The sequence below is a fragment of the Pseudomonas kribbensis genome (assembly GCF_003352185.1).
In the GTDB taxonomy this organism is placed as follows: Bacteria; Pseudomonadota; Gammaproteobacteria; order Pseudomonadales; family Pseudomonadaceae; genus Aquipseudomonas; species Aquipseudomonas kribbensis.
The window spans coordinates 5,979,060-6,001,108 of sequence record NZ_CP029608.1 but is presented as its reverse complement, the minus strand read 5'-3'; the positions used below and the strand labels follow the sequence as shown (position 1 = coordinate 6,001,108).

Sequence of the window (22,049 nt, the reverse complement as noted above, 5' to 3'; positions counted from 1 at the left end):
GCAGCTGCGAGCAGCAAGCTACAAGCCGCAAGTAGAAGCACAGTGCTTTTGCTTGCCGCTTGAAGCTCGCAACTTGCGGCTTATTTCGACCTCAGGAGAAATATCATGACTATCAAAGCCATCAACGTACGCAACCAGTTCAAAGGCGCGATCAAGGAGATCGTTCTCGGCGACGTGCTGTCGGAAATCGACGTGCAGACCGCCTCCGGCATCGTCACTTCGGTGATCACCACCCGTTCGGTCAAGGAGCTGGAACTGGAGGTCGGCAGCGAAGTGATCGCCTTCGTGAAGTCCACCGAGGTGTCCATCGCCAAGTTGTAAGCCTGTGAGTAAAAAACAACCCCGGAGGGTGTGAGCCCTTCGGGGTTTTTTGTGCCTGTCGTGTGCTGCGCTAGAGAACCCGCTTGGGCAGATAGGGCGGCAGATACAGCCCGATATAGGCATCGAACACGCGCATCCCTTCCTCGGCCATGCGCGGGGTGATCTGCCCGTGCTGCTGCACCGAGCGGGCGTAAACGCGGTCGCCCAGTTCCATCGCCAGCGCGAACACGTCCACGTCATCCGGCAGCTTGGGCAGTTCGAAGTGATGATCGAACAGCTTGTGCATCAGGTCGCCCAGTTCGAGGTCGTGCTGGCGGTCGGCCTGGGTGACTTCGGTCAGGCCGTGCTGCGCGAGGATCAGTTGGCGGGCGGCGGCGTCTTCGTCGTAGATCTCCAGCATCCGTTGCTCGACCAGCCGGGACAGGTCGCGCCAGTCGCGCAGAGCGTCGTGATCGATCGGCGCTTGCAGGCAGGCGCGGAAGGCGGCGTGGACATCCGCCGTCAGGCCTTCGAGCAACGCCGGGACGCTGGCGAAGAAGTGGTAGACCGAGGAGGGCGGAATCTGCGCCCGCTCGGCGACGCTGTAGACCGACAGGCTCGCCACACCCTCGGCGGCCAGCAGTGTGCGCGCGGCGTCGAGTATCGAATCGATCCGCGCCTGACTGCGGGCACGGGGTTTGCGGACGGGGGCGGGACGCGTCATGAAAGTCTCCTGCGGGGCAGCGGGCATTGTACGCAGAGCTTGAATCTCTGCCACAGAGGCCAATAAAAAAACGCCGCGGGCTGAGAAGCCAACGGCGTTTTCATGTGCTGCAGTCCGCTTAAACGGTGTGCAGGTACCAGTTGTACTCAAGGTCGGAGATGGAGTGTTCGAACTCCTCCAGCTCGCTTTCCTTGCAGGCGACGAAGATATCGATGTATTTCGGATCGATGTACTTGGCCATCACCTCGCTGTCGTCCAGCTCGCGCAGGGCATCGCGCAAGTTGTTCGGCAGGCTCTGCTCGTTCTGCTCGTAGCTGTTGCCTTCGGTCGGGGCCGGTGGCTCGATCTTGTTGGTCAGGCCGTGATGCACGCCCGCCAGTACCGAAGCCATCAGCAGGTACGGGTTGGCATCGGCGCCGGCAACGCGATGTTCCAGGCGGACCGCATCGGCGGAGCCGGTCGGTACGCGCAGGGCCACGGTGCGGTTGTCCAGACCCCAGCTCGGCGAGTTCGGCACGTAGAACTGTGCGCCGAAACGACGGTAGGAGTTGACGTTGGGGCAGAGGAAAGCCATCTGCGCGGGCAGGGTCTCGAGCACACCGCCGATCGCGTGACGCAGCGCGGCGTTCTGCTCGGGATCCTCGCTGGCAAAAATGTTTTTGCCATCTTTGTCGAGAACCGAAATGTGCACATGCAGACCGTTGCCTGCCTGGCCAGGGTACGGCTTGGCCATGAAGGTGGTGTCCATTTCATGGTCGTAGGCGATGTTCTTGATCAGACGCTTGAGCAGTACCGCGTAGTCGCAAGCCTTGATCGGGTCGGCGACGTGGTGCAGGTTCACTTCGAACTGCGCCGGGGCACTTTCCTTGACGATGGCGTCGGCCGGGATACCTTGCTCTTTCGCACCTTCCAGAATGTCCTGGAGGCAGTCGACGTACTCGTCGAGGTCGTCGATCAGGTAGACCTGGGTCGAATGCGGGCGTTTGCCGGAGATCGGCGAGCGTGGCGGCTGAGGGCGGCCGTTCACGTTTTCCTGGTCGATCAGGTAGAACTCGAGTTCGAATGCGGCGCAGATGGTCAAGCCAAGCTCGTCAAACTTTGCAACAACTTGACGGAGCACTTCGCGCGGGTCGGCGAAGAAAGGGTCGCCTTCGAGTTCGTGCATGGTCATCAGCAGTTGCGCGGTCGGGCGCTTTTGCCATGGCTCGTTGCACAGGGTATCGGGGATTGGATAGCAGATACGGTCGGCGTCGCCGATGTCCAGGCCCAGGCCGGTGCTTTCCACCGTCGAACCATTGATATCCAGAGCAAATAGAGAGGCCGGCAGGTTGATGCCTTTCTCGTAAACCTTGTGGAGGCTGGTGCGTTCGATGCGCTTGCCGCGCACCACACCATTCATATCCGCAATCAGAAGGTCAACGTACAGAACCTCAGGATGTTCCTTAAGGAACGCGTTCGCTTCGTTAAGCTGAACGGCACGCGGGGGTACCGACATGATGCAACACCTTTGTTGTTAAAATATCAATCATTGATCTTTTCTGGTTTCAGTCAACCCGAACGGCATGCCGAAGTCAAGCGAGGCCTTTTTTGCCCCGAAAAAGCGCCGCGAGGGCATTTATGGGGCACTTTGGGGCATTTTTTTTTCCGTGAAAGACGCGCCACCCGCAGGCTTGAGCAGGCCGTGTTGTATTTTTTACGGGGGTGTTGTGTAAAAAAATGAACAAGGCTAAGCTCGGGTCAAACCCATAACAGCAATAATACCGGGGTGCTTCATGTCTCGCCTGCCGTTAATCGGCGTCACCGGCTGCTCCGTGCAGTACGGTCTGCATGCTTATCACATCAGTGGCGACACGTCCGTCCGCAGCGCAGCCGACAGCCAGGCTCGCATTCTGCCAGCGATCTCTTTGTCCATGGCGGATCAGGCGCCGGCGTCCGATATTCTGGACGCGGGGAAGGGCATCCTCTTCAGCGGTTCTCCTTTCAATATAGATCTCTTTCCTGCTCCCGGCCTGCACCGCGCCCGTCGCCGTGCCCGTGATTCTGCACACCCTGGATGTGCACAGGAAATGCAACGCCAGCGTAAAGGGCAGGTAAGCTCCTCCTTCATTGTCGATGCGCGGTGCCAGGCGTAAGCCGGCACTGCGCGCAAACAAGCCCCCTTTAACGCGACGCCCCGTGCGTCAAACCTGCCTGACACGTGTCAGGAGACTCAGCCCAGAGGCATTTATGAGCAACAACCTCGACCAGCTCACCGATTGGTTGAAAGACCACAAGATCACAGAAGTCGAATGCATGATCGGCGACTTGACCGGCATCACCCGGGGCAAGATCTCGCCGACCAACAAGTTCATCGCCGAAAAAGGCATGCGCCTGCCGGAAAGCGTTCTGTTGCAAACGGTGACCGGCGACTACGTCGAAGACGACATCTATTACGAACTGCTCGACCCGGCCGACATCGACATGATCTGCCGCCCCGACCAGAACGCCGTGTACCTGGTGCCATGGGCCATCGAGCCGACCGCCCAGGTGATCCACGACACCTACGACAAGCAAGGCAACCCGATCGAGCTGTCGCCGCGCAACGTCCTCAAGAAAGTCCTGAAACTCTATGCCGACAAGGGCTGGCAGCCGATCGTGGCGCCGGAAATGGAGTTCTACCTGACCAAACGCAGCGACGACCCCGACTATCCGTTGCAGCCGCCGGTCGGCCGTTCCGGGCGTCCGGAAATCGGTCGTCAGTCGTTCTCCATCGAAGCGGCGAACGAGTTCGACCCGCTGTTCGAAGACGTCTACGACTGGTGCGAACTGCAGGAGCTGGACCTCGACACGCTGATCCACGAGGACGGCACCGCGCAGATGGAAATCAACTTCCGTCACGGTGATGCCCTGTCCCTGGCCGACCAGATTCTGGTGTTCAAGCGCACCATGCGTGAGGCCGCCCTCAAGCACAACGTGGCCGCGACCTTCATGGCCAAGCCGATGACCGGTGAGCCGGGCAGTGCGATGCACCTGCACCAGAGCATCATCGACATCGAGACCGGCAAGAACGTGTTCTCCAATGACGACGGCACCATGAGCCAGCTGTTCCTGCACCACATCGGTGGCCTGCAGAAGCTGATCCCGGAACTGCTGCCGCTGTTCGCACCGAACGTCAACTCGTTCCGCCGCTTCCTGCCGGACACCTCGGCACCGGTGAACGTGGAGTGGGGCGAAGAAAACCGCACCGTGGGCCTGCGCGTCCCGGATGCCGGCCCGCAGAACCGCCGGGTGGAAAACCGCCTGCCGGGCGCCGACGCCAACCCGTATCTGGCGATTGCCGCGAGCCTGCTCTGCGGCTACATCGGCATGGTCGAAGGCATCAACCCGAGCGCGCCGGTGGTGGGCCGTGGTTACGAGCGCCGCAACCTGCGCCTGCCGCTGACCATCGAAGACGCGCTGGAGCGCATGGAAAACAGCGCAACCATCGAGAAATACCTGGGCAAGACCTTCATCACCGGCTACGTCGCGGTCAAGCGGGCCGAGCATGAAAACTTCAAGCGCGTGATCAGTTCCTGGGAGCGTGAGTACCTGCTCTTCGCCGTCTGATACGCCGGGCGCGGTGGCCAGCCGCCGCGCCTTCACCGATAACAAGGAGAATTGGCATGACCAGCAACAACCCGCAAACCCGTGAGTGGCAAGCCCTCAGCAGCGAGCACCACCTGGCCCCGTTCAGCGACTTCAAGCAGCTGAAAGAAAAGGGTCCACGGATCATCACCAACGCCAAGGGCGTGTACCTGTGGGACAGCGAGGGCAACAAAATCCTCGATGGCATGGCGGGTCTGTGGTGCGTGGCGATCGGTTATGGGCGCGATGAGCTGGCGGATGCTGCCGCCAAACAGATGCGCGAACTGCCGTACTACAACCTGTTCTTCCAGACCGCCCACCCACCGGCACTGGAACTGGCCAAGGCCATCGCCGACGTGGCGCCGGAAGGCATGAACCACGTGTTCTTCACCGGTTCCGGCTCCGAAGGCAACGACACCATGCTGCGCATGGTTCGCCACTACTGGGCGATCAAGGGCCAGCCGAACAAGAAAGTCATCATCAGCCGCAAGAACGGTTACCACGGCTCCACCGTGGCCGGCGCGAGCCTGGGCGGCATGACCTACATGCACGAACAGGGCGACCTGCCGATTCCGGGCATCGTCCACATCGCCCAGCCGTACTGGTTCGCCGAAGGCGGCGACATGACCCCGGAAGAATTCGGGATCTGGGCGGCCAATCAGCTGGAAGAGAAGATTCTGGAAGTCGGCGTCGACAACGTCGGTGCCTTCATTGCCGAGCCGATCCAGGGCGCCGGCGGCGTGATCATTCCGCCAGACACCTACTGGCCGCGCATCAAGGAAATCCTCGCCAAGTACGACATCCTGTTCGTGGCGGACGAAGTGATCTGCGGTTTCGGCCGTACCGGCGAATGGTTCGGCAGCGATTTCTACGACCTCAAGCCGCACATGATGACCATCGCCAAAGGCCTGACATCCGGCTATATCCCGATGGGTGGCCTGATCGTGCGCGACGAAGTGGTGGCGGTGCTCAACGAGGGCGGCGATTTCAACCACGGCTTCACCTACTCCGGGCACCCGGTGGCGGCGGCGGTGGGTCTGGAAAACATCCGGATCCTGCGCGACGAAAAAATTATCGAGAACGCACACAACGAAACGGCACCGTATTTGCAGAAACGTCTGCGCGAACTGAACGATCACCCGTTGGTGGGGGAAGTGCGCGGGGTCGGTCTGCTGGGGGCCATCGAGCTGGTGCAGGACAAGGGCACTCGCAAGCGTTACGAAGGCAAGGGTGTGGGCATGATCTGCCGCCAGTTCTGCTTCGACAACGGACTGATCATGCGCGCCGTGGGCGACACCATGATCATTGCGCCGCCGCTGGTGATCAGCAAGGCGGAGATCGATGAGCTGGTTACAAAAGCACGCAAGTGCCTGGACCTGACCCTCAGTGCATTGCAGGGCTAAGTGCTAGGCTTCGAGCGATGGAGCTGTTGCGCTGTCGCTCGGAGCAGTTGGAAAGGCTGGTCTTTTCTTGAAAGACCGCCTCGTATCTTGCCAGACTAGCCGCGGTTCCAGTTGTCCGGGTTCGGCCGCTGAACAAAGTGGTTCAAAAAAGAAAAATTTGGAGCATGACGCATGAAGGCATTAGGTAAAAAGCTTGCTGGCAAGACACTTCTGGCCCTGTCCGTCGCGGGCATGATGGCGGGCGCGGTTCACGCGGACGACAAAGTGCTGCACGTCTACAACTGGTCCGACTACATCGCTCCGGACACCATCGCGAACTTCGAGAAAGAGTCGGGGATCAAGGTGGTCTACGACGTATTCGATTCCAACGAAACCCTGGAAGCCAAGCTGCTGGCGGGCAAGTCCGGCTACGACGTGGTCGTGCCGTCCAACAACTTCCTGGCCAAGCAGATCAAGGCCGGCGTGTACCAGGAACTGGATCGCTCCAAGCTGCCTAACTGGAAGAACCTGAACCAGGACCTGCTCAAGGCCGTGTCGGTCAGCGACCCGGACAACAAGCACGCCTTCCCGTACATGTGGGGTTCGATCGGCATCGGCTACAACCCGGAGAAGGTCAAGGCTGCGCTGGGCGTCGACAAGATCGATTCCTGGGACGTGCTGCTGAAGCCGGAAAACATCGCCAAGCTCAAGGGCTGCGGCGTGAGCTTCCTCGATTCGCCGACCGAAATGCTGCCGGTCGCGCTGCACTACCTGGGCCTGCCAACCGACTCCCAGAAGAAAGAAGACATCAAGAAAGCCGAGGACCTGTTCCTCAAGATTCGTCCTTCGATCACCTACTTCCACTCCTCCAAGTACATCTCGGACCTGGCCAACGGCAACATCTGCGTAGCGGTCGGCTACTCGGGTGACGTGCAGCAGGCCAAGTCCCGTGCCGCCGAGGCCGGTGACAAGGTGAAAGTCAGCTACGCCATTCCGAAGGAAGGCGCTGGCAGCTTCTTCGACATGGTCGCCATTCCGAAGGATGCCGAAAACGTTGAAGGCGCCTACAAGTTCATGACCTTCCTGCAGAAGCCTGAAGTCATGGCCGGCATCACCAACGCCGTACGTTTCCCGAACGGTAACGCTGCTGCAACACCACTGGTAGAGAAAGACATCACCAGCGATCCAGGCATCTACCCGCCAGCCGACGTGCAGGCCAAGCTGTATGCCATCGCCGATCTGCCGGCGGCAACCCAGCGTGAAATGACGCGCAGCTGGACCAAGATCAAATCCGGCAAATAAGCCGGTTTGAAGCCGCAACCGCTGGCCGTCGCCTTCACCCGGGCGGCCAGCGGTGCAATTAAATGACAGAAAGTTTTGCTGGAACGGTTTTTCGAGGGTAAGTTGCGCGCCGGTTTTGTTGCCGGGCAACCGTGACTGTCATGCAGCGCGGGGCAACTTGGGCCCAACTAAATTAGAGGACCTCCACTTGCCTATTTTTTCTTCTTTGCGCAATGCCCTGCTGGCCGCTGCCGGCCTGACGTTCGCTGTCGGTGCCCAAGCCGCCGGTACTGTGCATATTTATAACTGGTCGGATTACATCGGCGAGACCACCCTGGCCGATTTCCAGAAAGAAACCGGGATCAAGCCGGTCTACGACGTGTTCGATTCCAACGAAACCCTGGAAGGCAAACTGCTCGCCGGGCGTACCGGTTACGACGTGGTCGTGCCGTCGAACCACTTCCTCGGCAAGCAGATCAAGGCGGGCGCGTTCCAGAAGCTCGACAAGGCGCAACTGACGAACTACGCCAATCTCGACCCGGTGCTGCTCAAGCGCCTGGAACAGAACGATCCTGGCAACCAGTACGCCGTGCCGTATCTGTGGGGCACCAACGGCATCGGCTACAACGTCGACAAAGTGAAGGCCGTGCTCGGCGTCGACAAGATCGATTCCTGGAGCGTGCTGTTCGAACCCGAAAACATCAAGAAACTGCACAGCTGCGGCGTGGCGTTCCTCGATTCGGCCGATGAAATGATGCCGACCGTGCTCAACTACATGGGCCTGAACGCCAACAGCACCGATCCCAAGGATTACGAGAAAGCCACGGCCAAATTGCTGGCGGTGCGTCCTTACGTGACCTACTTCCACTCCTCGAAATACATCGGCGACCTGGCCAACGGTGACATCTGCGTGGCCATCGGTTTCTCCGGCGACATCTTCCAGGCCAAGCACCGTGCCGAAGAAGCCAAGAAGGGCGTCAACATCGCCTACGCCATCCCGAAAGAGGGCGGCGCGCTCTGGTTCGACATGCTGGCGATTCCGAAGGATTCGGCCAACGTCAAAGAGGCCCACGCCTTCATCAACTATTTGCTGAAACCTGAGGTGATTGCCCAGGTCAGTGATTACGTCGGTTACGCCAACCCCAACCCGGGTTCGGACAAGCTGATGGAGCAGTCCATCCGCACCGACGAAGCGGTTTATCCACCGCAGGCCGTTCTCGACAAGACCTATGTGTCGATCGAGTTGCCACCGAATATTCAGCGTTTGATGACCCGCAGCTGGACCAAGGTCAAGTCGGGTAAATAACGCGCAAACCATCCTGGGTTCGTCTTGCGTGGGCGAACTGCACTCTTTTTTTTCTGGGAGTTTCGTAAATGGCAGTTGCCTCCGGCGCCTATAAGAAAGCCCTCGAGGGCGACCAGACACCGAAACAGGTGCTGGTTAAAATCGACCGGGTCACGAAGAAGTTCGACGAGACGGTTGCCGTGGACGATGTGTCCCTGGAAATCAAGAAGGGCGAGATCTTCGCCCTGCTCGGCGGTTCGGGATCGGGCAAATCCACTCTGCTGCGGATGCTGGCAGGGTTCGAACGGCCCACGGAGGGGCGCATTTTCCTCGACGGCGTCGACATCACCGACATGCCGCCGTACGAGCGACCGATCAACATGATGTTCCAGTCCTACGCCCTGTTCCCGCACATGACCGTGGCGCAGAACATCGCGTTCGGCCTCAAGCAGGACAAGATCCCGGCAGCCGAGATCGACGCCCGCGTGGCCGAGATGCTCAAGCTGGTGCAGATGAGCCAGTACGCCAAGCGCAAGCCGCACCAGTTGTCCGGCGGCCAGCGTCAGCGTGTGGCGCTGGCGCGTTCGCTGGCCAAGCGGCCGAAGCTGTTGCTGCTCGACGAGCCGATGGGCGCACTGGACAAGAAACTGCGTTCGCAGATGCAGCTGGAACTGGTGGAAATCATCGAGCGCGTGGGTGTGACCTGCGTGATGGTGACCCACGACCAGGAAGAGGCCATGACCATGGCCGAGCGCATCGCGATCATGCACCTGGGCTGGATCGCCCAGATCGGCAGCCCGATCGACATCTACGAAACCCCGACCAGCCGTCTGGTCTGCGAATTCATCGGTAACGTGAACATCTTCGAAGGCGAAGTGATCGACGACGCCGAAGGCCACGCGACCATCACCTGCAAGGACCTCGACCGGCAGATCTACGTCGGCCACGGCATCAGCACCTCGGTGCAGGACAAGTCCGTGACCTACGCGATCCGTCCGGAAAAACTGCTGGTCACCGCCGAAATGCCGACCTGCGAATACAACTGGTCCAGCGGCAAGGTGCACGACATCGCCTACCTCGGCGGGCACTCGGTGTTCTACGTCGAACTGCCGAGCGGCAAGCTGGTGCAATCGTTCGTGGCCAACGCCGAACGTCGTGGCGCACGTCCGACCTGGGGCGATCAGGTCTACGTGTACTGGGAAGATGACAGCGGCGTGGTACTTCGCTCATGAACATGCGCAAATTCAAACGCCGGCTCAATCGAATAATTCCCGGTGGCCGCCAACTGGTCATCGGGGTGCCGTTCATCTGGCTGTTCCTGTTCTTCATGCTGCCGTTCTTCATCGTTCTGAAGATCAGCTTCGCCGAAGCGGACGTGGCCATCCCGCCGTACACCGAGATCTACACCTACGCCGAGCAGAAGCTGCAGTTGCTGCTGAACCTGGGCAACTACGCGATGCTCGGCGACGACGAACTGTACATCTCGGCGTACCTCGGTTCGTTGAAGATGGCGTTCTTCAGCACGCTGCTGTGCCTGCTGATCGGCTACCCGATGGCCTACGCCATCGCCAGTGCCCGCAAGGAAGTGCAGACGGTGCTGGTGCTGCTGATCATGATGCCGACCTGGACCGCGATCCTGATCCGCGTCTATGCGTGGATGGGCATCCTCAGCAACAACGGCCTGCTCAACGGTTTCCTGATGAGCATGGGCTTGATTGACGAGCCGCTGCAGATCCTCAACACCAACCTCGCGGTGTACATCGGCGTCGTCTATTCGTACCTGCCGTTCATGATCCTGCCGCTGTACGCCAACCTGGTGAAACACGACACCAGCCTGCTGGAGGCCGCGTCGGACCTGGGTTCGAGCACCTTCAACAGCTTCTGGAAAATCACTGTTCCGCTGTCCAAGAACGGGATCATCGCCGGCTGCATGCTGGTGTTCATCCCGGTGGTGGGCGAGTTCGTGATCCCGGAACTGCTCGGCGGTCCGGAAACCCTGATGATCGGTAAAGTGCTCTGGCAAGAGTTCTTCAACAACCGTGACTGGCCGGTGGCGTCCGCCCTGGCGGTGGTGATGCTGGCGATCCTGATCGTGCCGATCATCCTGTTCAACCGCAGTCAGGCCAAGGAAATGGAGGGTAAAGAATGAAGCGCTTCCGTTTCTCCAGCCTGATGCTGGTGCTCGGCCTGTTGTTCATCTACCTGCCGATGCTGATCCTGGTGATCTACTCGTTCAACGCCTCGAAACTGGTAACGGTGTGGGGCGGCTGGTCGATCAAGTGGTACGTCGGCCTGCTCGACAACACCCAGCTGATGGGCTCGGTGGTGCGTTCGTTGGAGATCGCCTGCTACACCGCCGTCGCGGCGGTGGCGCTGGGTACGCTGGCGGCATTCGTGCTGACCCGCATCACCCGTTTCAAGGGCCGCACGCTGTTCGGTGGCCTGGTCACCGCGCCGCTGGTAATGCCCGAAGTGATTACCGGTCTGTCGCTGTTGCTGCTGTTCGTGGCCATGGCGCAGATGATCGGCTGGCCCCAGGAACGTGGCATCGTCACCATCTGGATCGCCCACACGACGTTCTGTGCCGCATATGTGGCGGTGGTGGTGTCGGCGCGCCTGCGTGAGCTGGACCTGTCGATTGAAGAGGCGGCGATGGACCTCGGTGCGCGGCCGTGGAAGGTGTTCTTCCTGATCACCATCCCGATGATCGCGCCGTCGCTGGCGGCGGGCGGCATGATGTCGTTCGCCCTGTCGCTGGACGACCTGGTGCTGGCGAGCTTCGTCTCCGGCCCGGGTTCGACGACCCTGCCGATGGAAGTGTTCTCGGCGGTGCGTCTGGGCGTGAAGCCCGAGATCAACGCCGTGGCCAGCCTGATTCTGCTGGCGGTGTCGCTGGTGACCTTCATGGTCTGGTTCTTCAGCCGCCGTGCCGAAGAATCGCGCCGCAAGGCGATCCAGCAAGCCATCGAAGAAGGCGCTGCCGATTCGTGGAAACAACCGGACGTGCGCCGGGCGCAGACGCCGGAAGCGGCTTAAGTCTGCAAACACAAAAAACCTCGCGACCGGTAACGGCCGCGAGGTTTTTTTATGCCCGTCAGGAAATCCACGGAGACTGGCGAATGACCTCGACGAAATTCATCGGCTTGAAACCCGGCATCTGATCTTTCAGCACATCGGTCTTCACATTGCCGAATGTGGTCTGCGGGCGATGACGCAAGCCGTCGGCAAACGCGCAGATGATGCACTCCTTGAAACCCTCGCCCCGTGGATGCGCATGCACCACCGCCTCGCGCTGCACCGTGGTGAACGCCGCGTAGTCCATGCCCAGCACATCCATCTCGACACCCGCCGTCACCAGCGCCACGGTCGGACGCAAATGCTTCGGCACGCCAGGCGTGGTGTGCAGGGCGATCGACAGCCAGACCTGCTCGATGTCGTCGTCGCTCAGCTCGTAAGGCTTGAGAAACGCCGCCGCCGCGTTGGCGCCATCGACTTCGAAGCGCTCGTCATCGCTGCGGTGACCTTCGACCAGACCCAGATCGTGGAACATCGCGCCGACGTACAGCAGTTCCGGATCGTAAGCCAGTTGTTGGCGTTCGCCGCTCAAGGCACCGAACAGAAACACCCGGCGCGAGTGGTGGTAGAGCAGGTCGGATTCGATGTCGCGGATGTACTCGGTGGTGGCCCGGGCCAGGGCGCTGTCGGGGATCTTGATACCGGCGATGGTCGTGGTCATGTTGAGCTTCCTCGTCGAAAACGCCGTTGCGGCGCTGATGGGGAAAGTCTGTTCTTGGGGGCTAAAGCGGACAATCGATCCATGGCTGCGATCCTTGCCATTCCACCTGCAAATCGTGCCAGCTCGCTTCTGCGGCGCGGATTGGCTAGGGTTGGCGCTGATTCGCCATTCCCAGGGAGCCGACATCGCCATGAACAAAACCGTCGCCATCGTGGTGTTCCCCGGCGTGCAGGCGCTGGACGTCAGCGGGCCCATGGACGTGTTCGCCGAGGCCAATCGTTTTCTGGCGGCGGAGGATCATTACCGGCTCGAAGTGATCGGCGTCGAACGCGGGCCGATGGCGTGTTCCAACGGGCTGACCCTGAGTGCGCACCGGCATTTCAGCGATGTGCAGGAAGCGTATGACTTGCTGCTGGTGGCCGGCGGACCGCAGTTGCCGTTCCTTGATTTCGGCAAGGCGTTTGATGCGTGGTTGCGCGAGGCTTGCGGGCGAGCGCGGCGATTCGGCTCGATCTGCAACGGTGCGTTCATGCTCGCCCGTGCCGGGTTGCTGGAGGGGCGCACGGTCACCACCCACTGGAATGACGCCGAGGCGCTGGCGCAGTTGTGCCCGTCGAGCCGGGTCGAAGCCGATCGGTTGTACGTCGAGGATGGCCAGCTCTACACCTCGGCGGGGGTGACGGCGGGGATCGATCTGTCGCTGTACCTGCTGGCGCGTGATTACGGAGCCGAAGTGGCGCTGAGCGTGGCCAAGCGGCTGGTGGTGTTCACCCAGCGCTCGGGCGGGCAGTCGCAGTTCAGCCCATTCCTCACGCCCCACGCCGAACCGACGTCGGCGGTGGCGATGGTGCAGCTATACGTGTTGGCCAACCTCACCGGCGACCTGACCATTGCCGACCTGGCGAATGCCGCCAACATGAGTGCGAGGAATTTCTCCCGGGTGTTTGCCCGCGAAGCGAAAGTCACCCCGGCGGAATTCGTCGAGCGGGCGCGGGTGGATGCGGCGCGGGTGATGCTCGAAAGCACCACGGCGCCGCTGAAGACGGTGGCCTATCAATGCGGGTTTCGCGATGCGCAACACATGCGCAGTGTGTTCAACCGGAGGCTGGGGGTGACGCCGCAGCAGTTTCGGCTGAATTTTGCGGCGATGGTTTGAGCGGCGCTTATTGCGCCGCCCGTGCCGGCAACAGCTTCAGGGTACTGCGCGTATTCGCCGTCACCTCTTCATCACTGAAATGCGCCTGCACATACATCCCGTCCACATACGCCTCCGCCTGATCGTCATAGTGGCTGTCGAACGGCACGCCGCTCTGGCCGACCGGGTTGATGGTCAGGCTGTGGGCCGGATCCGCGAAGTCCACCAGCCGCCGGGTCGACGGGCCGTAAGTCACGGGCCACGGCGCCGGGCCGATCTTCGCCGAGAGGTTGTTCGGTACTTCGTGGGAGCCGGGTGCGGCGAACGGGCCGACGTTGAAGATGCGGTCGAGCGGTTTCTGCTGCCCCAGCGGATGACCATGGGTCAGCGTGTGCGCCTTGCCCCATTGCCAGCCGGAGGCATCGTCGCCGAGGGTCTGTTTCAGGTGCGTGATGCTGGCCTGCCACGCGGTGCGCACGGTGTCGACGCGGGTTTCCTTGGCCGGGGTATTGCGATTGTCCCACCACGGTGAATCGGCATTCGCCGCCAGGCGTGGCAGCGCTGCGTCGAGCACGCGGGTCGACAGCAGAGTCTCGAACATGTCGTTACCCAGCTCATCGCGCATCGCCGCGTCGGCCAGGTCGTAGAGGAACTGGTTGAACACCGTGGCGCTGACCGAATCCAGCGGGTAGTCGCCTTGCCACCGCGCCAGTTGCTCGACCAGTTTCAGCTGCGCCGGGTCGGTCACCACTTCACGCAATACCGGCAGCAGCGGCGCCAGCACGCGCGGGCCATAACCGGTGGTGGTGCCCAGTTGCAGCTTCTGGTTGGCTTCGTTATCCCACTTCACGTTCTTGTCGGCGAGCTGGCGGTTCAGCTGTTGGCCGCGGTCGGCGAGGTTGTAGTAACCGGGAATCTCCATGCCGGTCGGCGATACGGGCTGGAAGTTGGCCGAGACGATATAGCCCCGCGCCGGGTTCTCTTCCTGCGGGTTGGCACTGAACGGGAAGTAGCCGTCCTTGTCCGCCTGATTGCTGCTGCCGTCGAGGATGAACTCGGGTTTGACCCCGGCCGGCCGCTTGGGTAGCAGCGCCGAAGCCCACCAGGCGATATCGCCCTTGGCGTTGGCGTAGACGATGTTCAGCCCCGGCGCCTGCACCTTGGCTGCTGCTGCACGGGCCTTGGCCAGGGTGTCGGCGCGGTTGAGCTGGTAGAAGCCTTCGAGGATCGGGTTCGGCGTTTCGAGGAACGCCCACCACATGGCAATCGGGGTTTTCCCGGCGGCTGTACCGAGCGCATCGTTGACGATCGGCCCGTGGGGCGACTGACGCAGGGTGAGGGTCACCGGCGCCTGGCCTTTCACCGCGATCTGCTGCTCGGTGCTGACCATGTCTGTCCACTGGCCGTGATACCAGACCTGATTCGGGTTGTCCGGATTGACCTTCTCGGCGATCAGGTCCAGGTCATCGTTCTGGAACATGGTCAGGCTCCAGCCGAAATCCAGGTTGTGCCCCAGGAACGCAAATGGCACCAGCGCCTGATGATGGCCGTAGAGTTCAAAACCCGGTGCCGATAGCTGCGCTTCGTACCACACCGATGGCACCGAGAAGCGGATGTGCGGATCGCCGGCCAGCAACGCCTTGCCGCCCTTGCTGCGACTGCCGGCAATCACCCAGGCATTGCTGCCTTCGAACTGCGGCAGGCCGTTGTCGATCAGTGCCTGTTCGCTGAGGCGGGCGAGGGCGTTCAGGTCTTTCCAGTCTTCGGCAGCGAGAGCCGGTGCGGTACCGGCGCGGCCCTTGGCGAGCACGCCCTTGGGCTGCCAGTCGAGGTCGAAGACGTTGAGGTAATCGGCGCCCAGTTGATCGCGCACGTAGGTCAGCAGCGGCTCGGTGCGAAACGCGGCGGCGAAGCTGTAGGCCATGTAGCCGGCGACGCTGATGGTGTCTTCGGCAGTGAACGGCCGCTTGGGGATGCCCAGCACGTCGAACTCGACCGGTGCGGCGTGCGAGTCCTGATACTGGTTGATGCCGTCCAGATAGGCTTGCAGGGCCTTCCACGCCGGTGACTGCTTGTCGAGGCCGGCCACGTAACTGGCGGCGCGCTCGCGGATGCGCAGGCTGCGGAACAACTTGTCGGTGTCGAGCAGTTTCGGTCCGAGCACTTCCGCCAGTTCGCCCCGGGCCAGGCGGCGCATGGCTTCCATCTGGAACAGTCGGTCCTGGGCGTGCACGTAGCCGAGGGCGCGATAGAGGTCGGTTTCGTTTTCGGCACGGATGTGCGGCACGCCGCGCTCGTCGTAACGCACGGTCACCGAGCCTTGCAGGTTGCGCAGTTCCACCTGGCCCTGACGCGTCGGTTGCTTGCTGTACACGTACCAGCCGCCGGCGGCGAGCAGGACAACGATGAGCAAGGCAAGAACGGTGAAGACGCGTTTCATGGTGACTCCTTGTGCATTCGGGATTGCCGCCCGTCGGGCTGCAAACAATTAGCACACGCCTCGTGTGCCGTGCATCGCTGTCCTTGAAATGTCCGGAATGCCTTACTTCGTCTCCACCGGCCACGGGCAGTAGCAACCGACCGCGAGCGTGTGGGTGGCATTCACCGGACGATCATCACTCAACGCCTGCAGGATCGGTTCGATAAAACTGTTGCTGGAATTACAGGTCAGCCCCTCGCTGTAAGGGCCGAAGTAAGCCAGTTTGCCGCTGCGGTCCCAGATCGCCACGGCCGGGCTGGCGGGGATCTGTTCGGAGCCGGGCAGCACCGCGATGGTCTTGAGATTGCTGAGGGTGGCGGGCAACTGACCGTGGCTGCCGGCCTTCTGCACGGCGAAGAACTCGACGCCCTTGGGGCCGAACTGTTCGACCATCTCGGTCAGATGCTGTTGATTGCCGACATTGCACGGGCAGGCCGGGTCCCAGAAGTGCACCAGGCGGATATTGCCGGGGCCGGCGAGGTCGTCGGGCAGACGCAACGGGTCGCCGGAAAACACCGCGGTGTGTTCGCTGAACGCCCGCAGATAGCGGCCCTGAAACCAGTCGTACGCGGCCCACAGCACGCCGGCACACACGATGGCGAGCAGGCTGGCAAACAGTGCGGTGCGGTAGGGCGGGCGCATGGTTTTCGATCCTCGGAGGCGCGCTAGCTTGCCATGCTTGCCGCGACAGATGAATATCGCAGGCCGATAAAGTCTGTTTACCGTTCTGGAATTGCCCATGTCTGTTGCTTTCGATCCCGATCATCTGCGTGCGAGCCTCAAGCCGTTGGCCGAGTGGCAGCCGTTGTCCGAGGAGGCGAAGGCGTATCAGCGGTTCTACAGGACCGACTTCCCGGAGCGCGATGTCTGGCGCGGCATGGGCCGCTTCGATGTCGATGGTTACGAACTCGTCAGCCATTGCTGGTGGCCGGCGGAAACGGCCAAGGCCACGCTGTTTCTGGTGCACGGTTTTTATGATCACACCGGCCTCTACCGGCATGTGATCGAGTGGGCGCTGGATCTGGGGTTCGCAGTGATTGCCTGTGACTTGCCCGGGCATGGTCTGTCGAGCGGGCCACGGGCGAGCATCCGCGATTTCTCCGAGTATCAGGATGCGCTGCAAGGTCTTTTCGCCGAGGCGCGCTCGATTGCGTTGCCGCAGCCGTGGCACCTGTGCGGGCAAAGCACAGGCGGTGCGATCATTGTCGATCACGTGCTCAATCACGGTGAGAACAGCCCGGCCCAGGGGCAGTTGATTTTGCTGGCGCCGCTGGTGCGCCCACGGGCCTGGGGTTGGTCGCAGTTCAGTTATTACCTGTTGCGGCCTTTTGTCCGGGGCATCGCCCGGCGCTTCAGCGAGAATTCCAATGACCCGGATTTCCTGCCGTTCCTGCAGGCCGATCCGTTGCAGCCCAAGCGCCTGCCAACGGCTTGGGTCGGGGCGCTGTCACGCTGGATCAAACGGGTGGAATACGCGAAGAAAAGTCCGCGTCGGCCGCTGATCGTCCAGGGTCAGGCGGACATGACCGTGGACTGGCAGCACAACCTGCAAGTGATGAAATGGAAGTTCGACCGGCCGCAGATTCTGCTGCTGGCCGAGGCGCGGCATCATCTGGCCAATGAAACGGCAGAGATGCGCGAGGAGTATTTCGAGTTCTTGAACAAGCGGATCAAGGGCCGCAATCCCTAGATCACTGGCTGAGGTTAGAGGTGCTCTGGCCGACGGCCAGCCCGGCGCGAATCGCCGCCAGCGCGGCCTGATAGTAGGCCTTGCCTTCGGTGGACTCGGCAAAGGTCGCGAACTCTTCCAGCTCTTCATCCGACAGATCGCGATAAACGTACAGCAGCGTGTTGTTCAGATCGGCGCCGATCTGATCCATCAGGCGCTGGCGTTGACCGTTCAACATGCCCTGGGCCTGACCGCCGCCGAGCAGGCCGGGGATCATCGAACTCAGGCTGTCCGCCGCCACGCCGGCAATCGCCAGGCTGACTTCGGCACCGGCTTCGCGGGCGGGCAGGGCCTGGGCGAGGTGGCCGATGATCAATAGGCGGCTGTCGCTAGCCGGCATCTTCGGCAGGCCCTTGGCGTTTTTCGCCAACTGATCGCGACGGGTCGCCAGCAGTTCGGCGGCGACAATTTTCTTGCCCAGCGGTGACTGAAAGAACGACAGAGCCGGTTTCGGATCGGCAAGGTTCTTGCGCAGTTGCGCTTCGGCCCGTTGATCCACGGCTTGCGGAGCAAAGCGCTGATTGCTGTTGCTCACCAGCGCCTGAAACACCGCTGGCGGCAGGCTGCTCTGGTAACGCTGTTGCGCGGCGCTCAGGGCGTCATTGAAATGCGCACGTTGGTCCGGCCAGCCGGCGACCTTGTACAACTGGTCGTGGCCGTCTGCCCAGGCGGGCAAAACGCAGAACATCAACAGTGAAAAAAGCAAACGGCGCATAGGGACTCCTGTCGGCAGCGGACTATTCTCCGTGCGGTGCCAGTACTTGTCGAGAATTCGTATCAAGCCGCCGCGTGGCTCTGTCGGAATTCTTGCCGCAGGCATACTATGCGCGCCATGCAAATATCCTCTGAACACCCGCTGCTGTTACGTATCGTCGACGACCTGGCCGAGCGTGGCTGGTCGCAGCAGAACATATTCCTGCCTGCGGATCTGACCCGCGCGCTGGCTGCCGAGTGCCGTAAACGTGAGGCCGAAGGTGAACTGGCACCGGCGGGCGTCGGACGCGGGCCGTTTTCGGAGGTCCGCGAGGGCATTCGCGGCGACCATATCCAATGGATCGATCCCGGCCAGGCCGAGGCCAGCGACCGTTATCTGAACCTGATGGACAGCCTGCGCGAGGCCCTCAATCGCGGACTGTTCCTCGGTCTGGAGGACTTCGAATGCCATTTCGCCCTGTACCCGCCGGGCGCGTTCTACCGCAAGCATGTCGACCGTTTTCGCGACGATGACCGGCGCATGGTCTCGGCGGTGATCTACCTCAACGACGGCTGGCTGCCGGAGGATGGCGGGCAGTTGCGCATGTATCTGGAGGGCGATCGGGTCCATGACGTGCAACCCACCGGCGGTTGTCTGGTGGTGTTCCTCTCCGGTGAAGTCCCTCATGAAGTGTTGCCGGCGCAACGCGAGCGCTTGTCGCTGACAGGCTGGTTTCGCCGCCGTGGCAACGAGCCGTTCTGAGATGCACAAAATCCTTGTGAGCCGCTGCCTGCTGGGTCACCGCGTGCGTTACGACGGTGGGGCCAGCGGGCCGTTCGATCTGCTGGAGCAGTGGATTGCCGAGGGGCGTGTCGTACCGTTGTGCCCGGAAGTCGCCGGCGGCTTGCCGACGCCTCGGGCGGCGGCGGAGATTCCGGGCGGGCAGGGCAGTGAAGTGCTCGATGGCCTTGCGGCGGTGATCACCACCGAAGGCGAAGACGTCAGTACGCAGTTTCTCGATGGCGCCCGCCAGGCGCTGGAACTGGTGCAGAAGCACGGGATTCGCGTAGCGGTGCTCAAGGCCAACAGTCCTTCCTGCGGGAATCTGCTGACCTATGACGGGACGTTCAGTGGGGTGAAGGTGAGTGGCGAAGGGGTAACTGCCGCGTTGCTGAAGCGCCATGGGGTGCAGGTCTTCAGCGAACTTGAACTGCCGCAGGCTGCACAAGCGCTCAAGGCACTCGACTAGACACCGTCACTTCAGGTCTTCAGCGGCCTGCACGCTCAACCACTTCTGCGACAACGCCTCCAGCCGCCCATCCGCCCTGATCCGCTGCAACGCATTCTCCAGACTCGCCTGAAACGCCGGATTGCCCTTCTGAAACGGAATCGCCAGATCCACCGGCGGCCCGACCTTCGGTTTCTCTTCCGTCAACGCCTGGACCAGCACCAGCGGGCGGGGCTGTTCATCCTTTTTCGCCAGCAGCTGCGCATTGACCTGCGTGTAAGGTTGGCTCACGTCGAAACGATCCTTGAGTTCCGGGGTCAGTGCTATGTGGTTGAGCGCGACGTCGTACTTGCCGCTTTCGACGCCCTGGAGCAGATCGGCTTCGTCGGTGACGATGAAGTCGGCGCGTACATCCAGCTCGTTGGCCAGCTGTTGCCCAAGCTCGACCTCGAACCCCGTGAGTGTGTCGCCGTCCTTGAAATTGAAGGGCGGTGTATTAGCCTCTAGGGCTATGCGCAACTCGCCACGGTCGTTGACGTCATCAATCAGTTCGGCGTGAGCCAGCGGGCTCAGAAGGGGTAGCAGGCAGATCAGGCCAGGCAGAAAACGCATGGTCACTCCTTTGAAATCATTGTCGCGGCCTGTTGGTCAGGCTCGCTTTGCTATGGTTGTCGAGTGCCTTCGACAACGAATGGTCATGAAGTTGTCATGACCGCGCGGATTTTACGGAAAAACTGGAGAAGAGAATGAAAACATTCATGTCACGTGCTGCTTTGGCTGGTTTGCTGATGGGCGTTTCGGTGCTGGCCAGTGCGGCCACGCCGGCGCCGAAGGGGGCCGAAGTGTTCATCGTTTCTCCCGAAGACGGAGCAAAGGTTTCGCAGACCTTCACCGTCAAGTTCGGCACCAAGGACGTCGCGCTGGCACCGGCTGGTGATGCCACGCCGAATACCGGTCACCACCATCTGCTGATCGACGCCAAGGAGATCGTTCCGGCCGGTGCAGTGGTACCGACCGACGCTAACCACATGCATTTCGGCAAGGCCCAGACCTTCGCCGAGATCAAACTGGCGCCAGGCAAGCACACCCTGCAGCTGGAGCTGGGTGACAAGAACCACATGGCTTTCGATCCGCCCGTGGTCTCGAAGAAAATCACCATCACCGTGGAATGATTTTTCCAGCGGCATGAAAAAGGGAGCCCCGAGGGGCTCCCTTTTTTGTCGCTCAGCGCCGGATCAGAACAACACGCGGCTACGGATGGTGCCGTTGACGTGTTGCAGCTTCTCTTGCGCCAGCTCCGAGTACTCGGCGTCGACGTCGATCACCACGTAGCCGACCTTCTCGTTGGTCTGCAGGAACTGACCGGAGATGTTGATGCCGTTTTCGGCGAAGACCTTGTTGATCTCGCTCATCACACCCGGGATGTTCTCGTGGATGTGCAGCAGACGGTGCTTGCCAGGGTGAGCCGGCAGGGCCACTTCCGGGAAGTTCACGGACGATACCGAGGTACCGTTGTCGCTGTACTTGACCAGTTTTTCTGCCACTTCCAGACCGATGTTGGCCTGCGCTTCAGCGGTGGAACCGCCGATGTGCGGGGTCAGGATCACGTTGTCCAGGCCGCGCAGCGGGCTTTCGAACTCTTCGTCATTGGAGCGCGGTTCGACCGGGAACACGTCGATGGCGGCGCCGATCAGGTGCTTGTCCTTGATCGCAGCGGCCAGGTGATCCAGCTCGACCACGGTGCCGCGTGCAGCGTTGATCAGGATGCCGCCCTTCTTGATGGCGCGGATTTCCTTCTCGCCGATCATCCACTGGGTCGCAGCGGTTTCCGGTACGTGCAGGGTGACGATGTCGGACATGCCCAGCAGCTCGTGCAGGTTGCCGACCTGGGTCGCGTTGCCCAGCGGCAGCTTGGTCACGGTGTCGTAGAAGAACACCTGCATGCCCAGACCTTCAGCCAGGACCGACAGCTGAGTACCGATCGAGCCGTAGCCGACGATGCCCAGTTTCTTGCCACGGATCTCGAAGGAGTTGGCTGCGGACTTGATCCAGCCGCCACGGTGGCAGGAAGCGTTTTTCTCAGGGATGCCGCGCAGCAGCAGGATCGCTTCGGCCAATACCAGCTCGGCCACGGAGCGAGTGTTGGAGTACGGTGCGTTGAACACGGCGATGCCGCGCTCGCGGGCCGCTTCCAGGTCGACCTGGTTGGTGCCGATGCAGAAACAGCCGACTGCGACCAGCTTCTTCGCGTGATCGAAGATCTCTTCGGTCAGTTGGGTGCGCGAACGAATGCCGATGAAGTGAGCGTCAGCGATCTTTTCCTTGAGCTGGTCTTCCGGCAGGGAGCCAGTCAGGTATTCGATGCTGGTGTAGCCCGCCGCCTTGAGGACGTCGACAGCCGATTGGTGGACGCCTTCGAGAAGAAGGAACTTGATCTTGCTCTTATCGAGAGAAGTCTTGCTCATCTGCGTAA

22 protein-coding genes are annotated in these 22,049 nt (G+C 61.4%); 14 read left to right on the top strand and 8 right to left on the bottom strand.

What is annotated here, in order from left to right; genetic code table 11:
- The first annotated feature begins 105 nt into the window (after window positions 1-105).
- A complete protein-coding gene (locus DLD99_RS27530) occupies window positions 106-321 on the top strand; it encodes a TOBE domain-containing protein (RefSeq protein WP_007953520.1) in 216 nt (71 codons plus the stop codon).
- Between the two features lie 70 nt (window positions 322-391).
- Here DLD99_RS27530 and DLD99_RS27525 read toward each other — a convergent pair whose 3' ends face one another.
- Window positions 392-1,024, bottom strand: coding sequence for a TetR/AcrR family transcriptional regulator (locus tag DLD99_RS27525; protein WP_102619652.1), 633 nt, complete (start codon window positions 1,022-1,024; stop codon window positions 392-394).
- A gap of 118 nt (window positions 1,025-1,142) precedes the next feature.
- Complete coding sequence (locus tag DLD99_RS27520; protein ID WP_085581012.1) at window positions 1,143-2,519, bottom strand: glutamine synthetase family protein; 1,377 nt, start codon at window positions 2,517-2,519, stop codon at window positions 1,143-1,145.
- A gap of 277 nt (window positions 2,520-2,796) precedes the next feature.
- Here DLD99_RS27520 and DLD99_RS29740 point away from each other — a divergent pair, with 277 nt between their 5' ends.
- The 8 genes from DLD99_RS29740 (at window position 2,797) to DLD99_RS27480 (ending at window position 11,611) form a co-directional block, all read left to right on the top strand.
- Window positions 2,797-3,156, top strand: coding sequence for a gamma-glutamyl-gamma-aminobutyrate hydrolase family protein (locus tag DLD99_RS29740; protein ID WP_162803519.1), 360 nt, complete (start codon window positions 2,797-2,799; stop codon window positions 3,154-3,156).
- 94 nt (window positions 3,157-3,250) lie between these two features.
- The gene (locus tag DLD99_RS27510) at window positions 3,251-4,609 is read left to right on the top strand and encodes a glutamine synthetase family protein (protein ID WP_011336448.1); all 1,359 of its coding nucleotides are present in this window, start codon (window positions 3,251-3,253) and stop codon (window positions 4,607-4,609) included.
- A 56-nt stretch (window positions 4,610-4,665) separates the two neighbouring features.
- The gene (locus DLD99_RS27505; protein ID WP_114886184.1) at window positions 4,666-6,030 is read left to right on the top strand and encodes an aspartate aminotransferase family protein; all 1,365 of its coding nucleotides are present in this window, start codon (window positions 4,666-4,668) and stop codon (window positions 6,028-6,030) included.
- Window positions 6,031-6,201: 171 nt separating this feature from the next.
- Window positions 6,202-7,311 carry a polyamine ABC transporter substrate-binding protein gene (locus DLD99_RS27500; protein ID WP_085708996.1) on the top strand — a complete coding sequence of 370 codons (1,110 nt, stop codon included), beginning with the start codon at window positions 6,202-6,204 and terminating at the stop codon, window positions 7,309-7,311.
- Window positions 7,312-7,498: 187 nt separating this feature from the next.
- The gene (locus DLD99_RS27495; protein ID WP_085708997.1) at window positions 7,499-8,596 is read left to right on the top strand and encodes a polyamine ABC transporter substrate-binding protein; all 1,098 of its coding nucleotides are present in this window, start codon (window positions 7,499-7,501) and stop codon (window positions 8,594-8,596) included.
- Window positions 8,597-8,664: 68 nt separating this feature from the next.
- Window positions 8,665-9,807, top strand: coding sequence for an ABC transporter ATP-binding protein (locus DLD99_RS27490; RefSeq protein ID WP_085708998.1), 1,143 nt, complete (start codon window positions 8,665-8,667; stop codon window positions 9,805-9,807).
- A 35-nt stretch (window positions 9,808-9,842) separates the two neighbouring features.
- On the top strand, window positions 9,843-10,724 hold the full coding sequence (locus DLD99_RS27485; RefSeq protein WP_170931574.1) for an ABC transporter permease subunit: 882 nt from the start codon (window positions 9,843-9,845) through the stop codon (window positions 10,722-10,724).
- Window positions 10,721-11,611 carry an ABC transporter permease subunit gene (locus DLD99_RS27480; RefSeq protein ID WP_085709000.1) on the top strand — a complete coding sequence of 297 codons (891 nt, stop codon included), beginning with the start codon at window positions 10,721-10,723 and terminating at the stop codon, window positions 11,609-11,611. The genes DLD99_RS27485 and DLD99_RS27480 overlap by 4 nt, the downstream gene beginning before the upstream one ends.
- Before the next feature lie 58 nt (window positions 11,612-11,669).
- On the opposite strand, the gene DLD99_RS27475 is transcribed toward DLD99_RS27480, so the two are convergent.
- Complete coding sequence (locus DLD99_RS27475; protein WP_114886182.1) at window positions 11,670-12,311, bottom strand: HD domain-containing protein; 642 nt, start codon at window positions 12,309-12,311, stop codon at window positions 11,670-11,672.
- A gap of 190 nt (window positions 12,312-12,501) precedes the next feature.
- Between DLD99_RS27475 and DLD99_RS27470 the strand changes: the two genes are divergently transcribed.
- Complete coding sequence (locus DLD99_RS27470; protein ID WP_114886180.1) at window positions 12,502-13,467, top strand: GlxA family transcriptional regulator; 966 nt, start codon at window positions 12,502-12,504, stop codon at window positions 13,465-13,467.
- 7 nt (window positions 13,468-13,474) lie between these two features.
- On the opposite strand, the gene DLD99_RS27465 is transcribed toward DLD99_RS27470, so the two are convergent.
- Window positions 13,475-15,886, bottom strand: coding sequence for a penicillin acylase family protein (locus DLD99_RS27465; RefSeq protein ID WP_114886178.1), 2,412 nt, complete (start codon window positions 15,884-15,886; stop codon window positions 13,475-13,477).
- A gap of 102 nt (window positions 15,887-15,988) precedes the next feature.
- Window positions 15,989-16,567 carry a DUF6436 domain-containing protein gene (locus DLD99_RS27460; RefSeq protein ID WP_114886176.1) on the bottom strand — a complete coding sequence of 193 codons (579 nt, stop codon included), beginning with the start codon at window positions 16,565-16,567 and terminating at the stop codon, window positions 15,989-15,991.
- A gap of 97 nt (window positions 16,568-16,664) precedes the next feature.
- On the opposite strand from DLD99_RS27460, the gene bipL reads away from it, so the two are divergent.
- Window positions 16,665-17,615 (top strand): phospholipase BipL, encoded by a 951-nt coding sequence (bipL, locus tag DLD99_RS27455; RefSeq protein WP_114886174.1) that lies wholly within the window; start codon window positions 16,665-16,667, stop codon window positions 17,613-17,615.
- A gap of 1 nt (window position 17,616) precedes the next feature.
- Here the strand turns inward: bipL and DLD99_RS27450 are convergent, their stop codons facing one another.
- The gene (locus tag DLD99_RS27450; RefSeq protein ID WP_114886172.1) at window positions 17,617-18,369 is read right to left on the bottom strand and encodes a DUF2059 domain-containing protein; all 753 of its coding nucleotides are present in this window, start codon (window positions 18,367-18,369) and stop codon (window positions 17,617-17,619) included.
- Between the two features lie 108 nt (window positions 18,370-18,477).
- Between DLD99_RS27450 and DLD99_RS27445 the strand changes: the two genes are divergently transcribed.
- Both DLD99_RS27445 and DLD99_RS27440 read left to right on the top strand, forming a co-directional pair.
- Window positions 18,478-19,110, top strand: coding sequence for a 2OG-Fe(II) oxygenase (locus DLD99_RS27445; protein ID WP_085709011.1), 633 nt, complete (start codon window positions 18,478-18,480; stop codon window positions 19,108-19,110).
- A gap of 1 nt (window position 19,111) precedes the next feature.
- Window positions 19,112-19,597 carry a 2-thiouracil desulfurase family protein gene (locus DLD99_RS27440; RefSeq protein ID WP_114886170.1) on the top strand — a complete coding sequence of 162 codons (486 nt, stop codon included), beginning with the start codon at window positions 19,112-19,114 and terminating at the stop codon, window positions 19,595-19,597.
- A gap of 6 nt (window positions 19,598-19,603) precedes the next feature.
- On the opposite strand, the gene DLD99_RS27435 is transcribed toward DLD99_RS27440, so the two are convergent.
- Window positions 19,604-20,188, bottom strand: coding sequence for a transporter substrate-binding domain-containing protein (locus tag DLD99_RS27435; protein ID WP_114886168.1), 585 nt, complete (start codon window positions 20,186-20,188; stop codon window positions 19,604-19,606).
- A 134-nt stretch (window positions 20,189-20,322) separates the two neighbouring features.
- Between DLD99_RS27435 and DLD99_RS27430 the strand changes: the two genes are divergently transcribed.
- Window positions 20,323-20,748: a DUF4399 domain-containing protein gene (locus DLD99_RS27430; RefSeq protein ID WP_085709014.1), complete on the top strand. Its 426-nt coding sequence runs from the start codon at window positions 20,323-20,325 to the stop codon at window positions 20,746-20,748.
- A gap of 63 nt (window positions 20,749-20,811) precedes the next feature.
- Here DLD99_RS27430 and serA read toward each other — a convergent pair whose 3' ends face one another.
- The gene (gene serA / locus DLD99_RS27425) at window positions 20,812-22,041 is read right to left on the bottom strand and encodes a phosphoglycerate dehydrogenase (RefSeq protein WP_085709015.1); all 1,230 of its coding nucleotides are present in this window, start codon (window positions 22,039-22,041) and stop codon (window positions 20,812-20,814) included.
- Between the last annotated feature and the right edge of the window lie 8 nt (window positions 22,042-22,049).

Bases quoted from the DNA above. Each gene is read 5' to 3' on its own strand.
- DLD99_RS27520 (WP_085581012.1), bottom strand. From the start codon at position 2,519: ATGTCGGTACCCCCGCGTGCCGTTCAGCTTAACGAAGCGAACGCGTTC.
- DLD99_RS27435 (WP_114886168.1), bottom strand. From the start codon at position 20,188: ATGCGTTTTCTGCCTGGCCTGATCTGCCTGCTACCCCTTCTGAGCCCG.
- DLD99_RS27445 (WP_085709011.1), top strand. From the start codon at position 18,478: ATGCGCGCCATGCAAATATCCTCTGAACACCCGCTGCTGTTACGTATC.
- DLD99_RS27510 (WP_011336448.1), top strand. From the start codon at position 3,251: ATGAGCAACAACCTCGACCAGCTCACCGATTGGTTGAAAGACCACAAG.
- DLD99_RS27475 (WP_114886182.1), bottom strand. From the start codon at position 12,311: ATGACCACGACCATCGCCGGTATCAAGATCCCCGACAGCGCCCTGGCC.
- DLD99_RS27500 (WP_085708996.1), top strand. From the start codon at position 6,202: ATGAAGGCATTAGGTAAAAAGCTTGCTGGCAAGACACTTCTGGCCCTG.
- DLD99_RS27480 (WP_085709000.1), top strand. From the start codon at position 10,721: ATGAAGCGCTTCCGTTTCTCCAGCCTGATGCTGGTGCTCGGCCTGTTG.
- serA (WP_085709015.1), bottom strand. From the start codon at position 22,041: ATGAGCAAGACTTCTCTCGATAAGAGCAAGATCAAGTTCCTTCTTCTC.
- DLD99_RS27465 (WP_114886178.1), bottom strand. From the start codon at position 15,886: ATGAAACGCGTCTTCACCGTTCTTGCCTTGCTCATCGTTGTCCTGCTC.
- DLD99_RS27440 (WP_114886170.1), top strand. From the start codon at position 19,112: ATGCACAAAATCCTTGTGAGCCGCTGCCTGCTGGGTCACCGCGTGCGT.
- DLD99_RS27470 (WP_114886180.1), top strand. From the start codon at position 12,502: ATGAACAAAACCGTCGCCATCGTGGTGTTCCCCGGCGTGCAGGCGCTG.
- DLD99_RS27530 (WP_007953520.1), top strand. From the start codon at position 106: ATGACTATCAAAGCCATCAACGTACGCAACCAGTTCAAAGGCGCGATC.
- DLD99_RS27525 (WP_102619652.1), bottom strand. From the start codon at position 1,024: ATGACGCGTCCCGCCCCCGTCCGCAAACCCCGTGCCCGCAGTCAGGCG.
- bipL (WP_114886174.1), top strand. From the start codon at position 16,665: ATGTCTGTTGCTTTCGATCCCGATCATCTGCGTGCGAGCCTCAAGCCG.
- DLD99_RS27460 (WP_114886176.1), bottom strand. From the start codon at position 16,567: ATGCGCCCGCCCTACCGCACCGCACTGTTTGCCAGCCTGCTCGCCATC.
- DLD99_RS27450 (WP_114886172.1), bottom strand. From the start codon at position 18,369: ATGCGCCGTTTGCTTTTTTCACTGTTGATGTTCTGCGTTTTGCCCGCC.
- DLD99_RS29740 (WP_162803519.1), top strand. From the start codon at position 2,797: ATGTCTCGCCTGCCGTTAATCGGCGTCACCGGCTGCTCCGTGCAGTAC.
- DLD99_RS27505 (WP_114886184.1), top strand. From the start codon at position 4,666: ATGACCAGCAACAACCCGCAAACCCGTGAGTGGCAAGCCCTCAGCAGC.
- DLD99_RS27430 (WP_085709014.1), top strand. From the start codon at position 20,323: ATGAAAACATTCATGTCACGTGCTGCTTTGGCTGGTTTGCTGATGGGC.
- DLD99_RS27490 (WP_085708998.1), top strand. From the start codon at position 8,665: ATGGCAGTTGCCTCCGGCGCCTATAAGAAAGCCCTCGAGGGCGACCAG.